This window comes from Sphingomonas sp. Ant20, from assembly GCF_000783375.1.
GTDB lineage: Bacteria > Pseudomonadota > Alphaproteobacteria > Sphingomonadales > Sphingomonadaceae > Sphingomonas > Sphingomonas aerolata.
The window spans coordinates 1-5,804 of record NZ_JRVI01000206.1; the positions used below are offsets into that span (position 1 = coordinate 1).

Here is a 5,804-nt window from a genome sequence, read left to right on the forward strand (position 1 = left end):
CGCTGCCCCCCCCTGCCCCGTCGGTGCGATAGGCGCGCGCGGCGGCAAGTCCGCTGGCCAGCGCGATGCCCATGCCCTCGCCCGCCAGCGAGGGGATCACCCCCGCCTGATCGCCCAGCCTGTACTGCCCCGCCTGCCCCGTCGTCTGGCGCCAGCCATAGGGGACGTTGGCGATCGCATCGATCGTCGCATCCGGCGCGATCGCGGCGACCCATTCGCCAAGCACAGGCATTGCGCGGCCGAGCTCGGCGAGCAGATCCGCCGGCGTTCCCGCTTCCTGCAACCGCGAGCGATGTACTGCCATGCACAGATTCGCGCTGCCATCCTCCTGCATCGCAAGGCCGGCATAGCCCCGGTCGAAGAGATACAGGTCGATCTGCCCCGCCAGCGCTCGGGCCATCGCCGGCGGGGGCATGATGCGGACGCGTATCCCGAGCGTCGGATCTGTGCCGCGGGCGCTTGCCGGCCGTGCGGTCCCGCGGACATCCGACTTGCCGTTCGCCAGGAACAGCGCGGGCGCGGCGATCACCGCGCCATCGGCGGTCCGCACCTGGCCGTCTTCGATCGCCCGGACGGTCACCCCGCGTTCGATCGCTGCGCCCTGCGCCACCGCGGCGGCGAGCAGAACGGTATCGAGCCGCCGTCGCGATACCGATAGCGCAGGCCTTGGCAGCGCGGCATGCGCGACGTGGCTACCGGCGAAGATCCGGACGGTCGTCGTTCGCGCCGGGTTGAGCTGATCAGGATCGATTCCCAGCCTCGCCAGCGTATCGAGCGTCCGCCAGCTCAGGAACCCGCCGCACAAGGCGTCGCCCGTCTCGCGGCTACGCTCGATCAACAGATGCGGCAGGCCCGCGCGTGCAAGCTCGATCGCGACCGCCGCTCCTGCCGGCCCGCCGCCGACGATCAGCGCGCGCGTCGCGGTCACCGCAGCCGTTCGACGCACAGTCGGAACGGGAACGCCCGGAACACGCGCGCACCGCGGATCCCCGCCTCGTCGAGGATCGCCGGCCATTCGTCGGGCCGGTACGACCGCGCGATCGACAGCGTCCCGTCGTGACGCACCATCGGATGCCAGCGCGCGAGCCGTGCGAGAATCGGAAATCCGCGATGCGCAAACCCGTGGCGATGCAGATCGTTGATCAGCCAGCATCGCGCATGCGTGTCCATGAACCGCAGAAAGGCGATCAGTTGCGCATGGCTCATATGGTGCGCGACCAGGCTGCTGACGATCGCATCCCAGCGGGGTTCCCCACCCGTCTTACCGGCAAGATCGGCGTAATCCCCCGTGACATAGCGGATCGTCGATCCCGTGTCCGTATGCATGCGCGCGGCCTGTTCGCTGCGGGGATTGAGGTCGACCCCGACCAGTTCGGTGTCCACGCCTCGCCTGCCTGCCCAGCGCTCGATCGTCCTCAGCATGTCGCCATCGCCGAACCCGACATCGAGCAGCCTCAGCCGTGTCCGCCCCGCGATGACCCGCTTCAGAAAGGCAAGCGTCGGACGCGCCGCCATCGTCACGACATTCACCTTCGCGAGATCGGCGACCACCGCGGCATAGGTCTCCGGCGACAGGTCGTCGGAGTCCATCAGTTCCTCGGCCTGCGCTCGCGTCGTCAGCATCGCGGTGCGCTTCGGAAGCCGATACCCTCGGCTGCGAGACCCGGGCCGAACGCCAGCGCGACGCCCCGCGCGATGTCCGGCCCGGCGAGCAACCGCTGCAGCACGAACATCAGCGTCGCCGACGACATGTTGCCGTTCGCCGACAGCACCGCGCGCGACGCGTCGAGTGCATCCGCCGGGAGCGTCAGGGCATGCTCGACCGCATCGAGGATCGATCGCCCGCCGGCATGGACCGCCCATCCGTCGACCGTGTCCGCGGGGCGCCCGCCGCTCGCGGCGGCACGGAAGGCGGGATCGGCAAGCGCCTGCGCGATCCGCCCCGGCACTTCTCCGGACAGGTGCATCGCAAAGCCCTGGTCGGTGATGTCCCAGCGGATCAGTGCCTCGCTGTCGGGCAATGCGGTGGCGAACGGCGCTTCGAGTTCGAATCCGCTCTGATCGCTGGTCACCAGCGCCGCGGCGGCACCGTCGCCGAACTGGAGCATCGCCAGCAGCGGCTCGATCTCGGACACCGCCTGCAGGTGCAGCGTGGACAATTCGACGGTGACGACCAGGACGCGCGCCCCGGGCTCTGACCGGACGATATGCCGCGCGCTGCGGAGAGCGACGACCGCGGCATAGCATCCCATGAACCCGATCAGCAGCCGCTCGACCGTCGCGGGCAGCGCGAGCCTGCGGGCGATGATCTGGTCGATGCCGGGCGCGACGAACCCGGTGCAGCTCGCCACCACCAGATGCGTTATCGTGCCGAGCGCGATCGTTTCCTGAAGCGCGGCGATCGCCTCGAGCGCAAGACCGGGTGCGGCGTCGGCATAGATGGCCATCCGCTCGGCGGTGCCGGGATGCGGATCGATCGCGTAAAAGCCGCCGGGATCGACCGGGGACCCGGCGTGCAGCCGCTGCGTGTCGTCGCCGTCGACGCCGTCAGCGACCGCGATTGCCTCGGTCGGCGGCAGCACCGACCAGCGATGCGTGATACCCGATCGACCCGCCATCCGATCGAAGAGTTTGGCCGAACGGGCATCGACCCGGTCGCGTGCCCAGCGGATAAACGCCTCGTGAATGTCATGGCCGGGGACCGCAGTCCCGATCGCGTTCAGATAGGCAGGCAGGGAAGCGGGCACGACATCCTTTCGCACGGTTGATACGGCCAACGCGTGACGTCCGGACATCGGCCCGACATGCGGCCATAACAAGCCCTTGGCATTCGGAACCGCGCTGGCTTCAGTCCTGATCGATCGGGTCGAGATGGTCGTGCCCGACCAGGTATTTCTCCTCGACCATCGCCATGCTGACACCGACATAGGCCGCAATCGCATGATCGCCCGCCTGTTCGAGCGCGCGACAGGCTTCCTGCAGAAGCTCATAGGTGCGTGCAGCATTCATCGCGTATCTCCGAGGAGGGCATCCGAGCCGGAGGATCATGCCGGACGCGGGCAAAAGCGATCAAACCTTATATTGGTTTCACATTGGTACAAAATTCTACCTGTTGCAGCCCGAAAACTCACACGGGGCAAGCCACCAATCACAACCAAACTGAACAGATTTCAACCCGTTTTGCATATCTTAAGAAAGTTCCGAGACTATCGCGTGTACCTAAAAGAATAGAGCGGTAAAACAGATAGCTGAATGATGTTGACCATTATGCCGGCGTGCCGCCATATTTGGGTCATTATGGGCTTAAGACCCTGTGGGCGACCGGGAGCATGTGGTGAAAGACGAATCCGTTGCCGACTTGATCAAGGATCTGGGATCGAGGCTGGCCGCCGTCAGCGAGGAGTTCACGGCGCGGGCATCGCGGGTCGTCGACCAGCGGGCCGATGATGCGACGAGCCCGATCAGCGAGGAAATGCTCGTCGCCCGGGCCAAGGAGATTCTGGCGCATCGTAAACTGCGCCGTCGCTTCCTGCCGGGCGAATTGTTTCACGAGCCGGCCTGGGACATGCTCGTCGCACTGTTCGTTTCGCACCGCGATCACCGGCCGACCAACGTCAAGGCGCTGGTCGCGATGGCGGATGCACCGGTCACCACGTCGCAACGCTGGATCGAGCACCTCCACAAGCTGAAGCTGATCGACCGCGTCAACGACCCGACCGATCGGCGTCGCATCGAAATCTCGCTGAGCGCAGCCGGCTATGACGCGGTCGCCGGCTACCTCACCGCGATCGCCCGACGCTGACCGGCATTCAGCACGGTATTACAGTAATTTCGGTTTTGTAGTAATTAGTTAAGCCGCGCCTAGCACGGTTCGCCGACACCGTTCGGGGGATATCAAATGTGCGGCAAGGCAGACCAGGCTCAGGCACCAGATGGCGCGATCGCGCGACGACAGAGTGTTCTGTGGTGATCGCGCGTCGCGGCCCCCGATCGCATGGCGGCGGGGAGACGGCGCGTGCTCTCGGGGCCTGACGAGGAGGACGAAACCGGCGGCGACACCGGGAGCGGGGCAGCTCTGCGCCGGCTGGCGGACCGCGACCGGCGGGCCGGTCGACGCCATGCGACCGTCCTGCTGATCGGCCGGGTCATGCATGCCGACCGCGGCTCGATCTGTCTCGTCCATGACATTTCGACCGTCGGTCTGAAGGCGCGCTTCACCACGCTGCCAGCGCTTGGTGAGACGCTCGAGATCAAGGTGCGGGGCATGCCGTTGCTTCGCGCCACCGTCCGCTGGGTCGACGGGTTTCACGCAGGGGTCGATTTTGACGAGCCGCATGTGATCGACCCCGTCTTCGCGACGCGCGACGCCGCCGGGATGATCGCCCGATCGCCACGATTCGTGGTTTCGGCACCAGTCAGGCTGAATGTCGAGGGGTACTGGTATGCTGCAAGGCTGGTCGACATCTCGACCGGCGGCGCGAAACTCGAGGTCGCGCCGTCGCTCTGCGAGCATTTTTCACAAGGGCAGGCGGCCCAGCTCGTCGTCGATCCCGGCGGACTCGCGATTTTTGCGGCAATCTGCTGGCGGCGTGGCAACCGATTCGGGCTTCGCTTCGTTGCGCCGCTATCGCTCGTGACTTTGTCCCGGGTGCTGGAGTCAAACCCCGATTGTCAGGTCCCCATCCCCCCTCCCAGGGGCCTGGCAACGACGACCGGCGACTAAACCTCGTCGGTCGTCAACTTCACCTTGTTGGGAAGCTTCTTGCCCTTGGTGCGGCGCGACGGGAGCTGCACGGGGTGCTTCTTCTTCCACTGCGCGAACGTCATTGGGCCATCGGGCGTTTCGATGATCTGGTCGTCGATCGAATCGGCCATCGCCGTGCTCCGCTTTGACAGGATCCCGCAGGACGGACCGACATGTCCCCCATGGGGGTGGTCCTGATCCGGGTCGGTAGAAACGAGGAAAGTGGTGCGGCCGAGAAGACTCGAACTTCCACGGGCTTTCGCCCACAACGACCTCAACGTTGCGCGTCTACCAGTTCCGCCACGGCCGCACGTGAAACACTGACCGGACAAGCCGGCTAGCTGGTAGGCCGGTGCCACTAGCAAGGCTTTTGCGATCCCGCAACGCCCTTTCGCCATCGAATGCGCGCCGCTGCGAGAAAATCATGTCGCAGGGCCCTATGCCGCCACCGCGTCGGGGCGGCGGAACCGGATCAGGAGGCGTTTTCGCCGGCAAAGCTCAGTTCGAGCCGTTTCGAATTTGACGGCACGTCGAGCTTGGCGGAGTTGAAATCGATCGCGGCGCCGGGTGTCAGCGTCCGCTTTTGCGGGGTGATCGTCCAGCTATACACGATCCGGCCCTGCGCATCGCGCAGCTCGGCGCGGATGTCGGGCACACGCTGCGTCGAATCGGAGGGATTGGTGACCTGGCCGCTGACCGCGAACAGCTCGGATCCGTTGTCCAGTTCACGGCGCTCGATTGGATTGTCGCGCAGTCGCAGCGGTGTCTCGTCCGCGCCCGTCACGAGTCCAAGCTGCGTCGCAAGGCCAGGTGCGCCGACATAGAGGATCGCAGCGACGCCCAGCAGCATCAGAAGCCCAGCCGCCACCGCACCGATCGTCCACAGCCGGGTGGTGTTGCGCCGTGCGCGGAACGGCGGGGCATGTGCGAATGCATCATAGGAATCGGCGTCGCTCCGGCTTCCCGCATAGGAGGGCGGGGCGGCGCTGTCGGTGGTCGCGACGGCCACGGTCGTCGCAGCCGCCGGCGGCACGGCCTGCGCATCTTCGACATCCGGCAG

General features: G+C 66.2%; 8 protein-coding genes and 1 tRNA gene. 2 read left to right on the forward strand and 7 right to left on the reverse strand.

Annotated features, from left to right (window positions below; translation table 11 throughout):
• The 4 genes from NI18_RS18275 to NI18_RS25245 form a co-directional block, all read right to left on the reverse strand.
• The coding region (locus tag NI18_RS18275) for an FAD-dependent monooxygenase (protein WP_052149328.1) at positions 1-928 on the reverse strand (928 nt) is incomplete at its 3' end.
• On the reverse strand, positions 925-1,623 hold the full coding sequence (locus tag NI18_RS18280) for a methyltransferase domain-containing protein (protein ID WP_031440918.1): 699 nt from the start codon (positions 1,621-1,623) through the stop codon (positions 925-927). The genes NI18_RS18280 and NI18_RS18275, both read right to left, overlap by 4 nt.
• Positions 1,617-2,795 (reverse strand): type III polyketide synthase, encoded by a 1,179-nt coding sequence (locus NI18_RS18285; RefSeq protein ID WP_052149329.1) that lies wholly within the window; start codon positions 2,793-2,795, stop codon positions 1,617-1,619. Before NI18_RS18285 ends, NI18_RS18280 begins: the two co-directional genes overlap by 7 nt.
• Positions 2,796-2,847: 52 nt before the next feature.
• A complete protein-coding gene (locus NI18_RS25245) occupies positions 2,848-3,009 on the reverse strand; it encodes a hypothetical protein (RefSeq protein ID WP_156360361.1) in 162 nt (53 codons plus the stop codon).
• A gap of 325 nt (positions 3,010-3,334) precedes the next feature.
• Between NI18_RS25245 and NI18_RS18290 the strand changes: the two genes are divergently transcribed.
• On the forward strand, positions 3,335-3,802 hold the full coding sequence (locus NI18_RS18290) for a hypothetical protein (RefSeq protein WP_037532052.1): 468 nt from the start codon (positions 3,335-3,337) through the stop codon (positions 3,800-3,802).
• A 213-nt stretch (positions 3,803-4,015) separates the two neighbouring features.
• Positions 4,016-4,723, forward strand: a complete 708-nt coding sequence (locus NI18_RS18295; RefSeq protein ID WP_198527066.1) for a PilZ domain-containing protein — start codon at positions 4,016-4,018, stop codon at positions 4,721-4,723.
• On the opposite strand, the gene NI18_RS25905 is transcribed toward NI18_RS18295, so the two are convergent.
• The 3 genes from NI18_RS25905 to NI18_RS18305 all read right to left on the reverse strand — a co-directional run.
• On the reverse strand, positions 4,720-4,875 hold the full coding sequence (locus NI18_RS25905) for a hypothetical protein (RefSeq protein ID WP_166746558.1): 156 nt from the start codon (positions 4,873-4,875) through the stop codon (positions 4,720-4,722). The genes NI18_RS18295 and NI18_RS25905 overlap by 4 nt on opposite strands.
• A 92-nt stretch (positions 4,876-4,967) precedes the next feature.
• Positions 4,968-5,054 (reverse strand) — tRNA-Leu (locus NI18_RS18300).
• Positions 5,055-5,216: 162 nt separating this feature from the next.
• Positions 5,217-5,804 (reverse strand): FxLYD domain-containing protein (locus NI18_RS18305; RefSeq protein WP_306286506.1); only part of this gene is annotated, 588 nt, incomplete at its 5' end.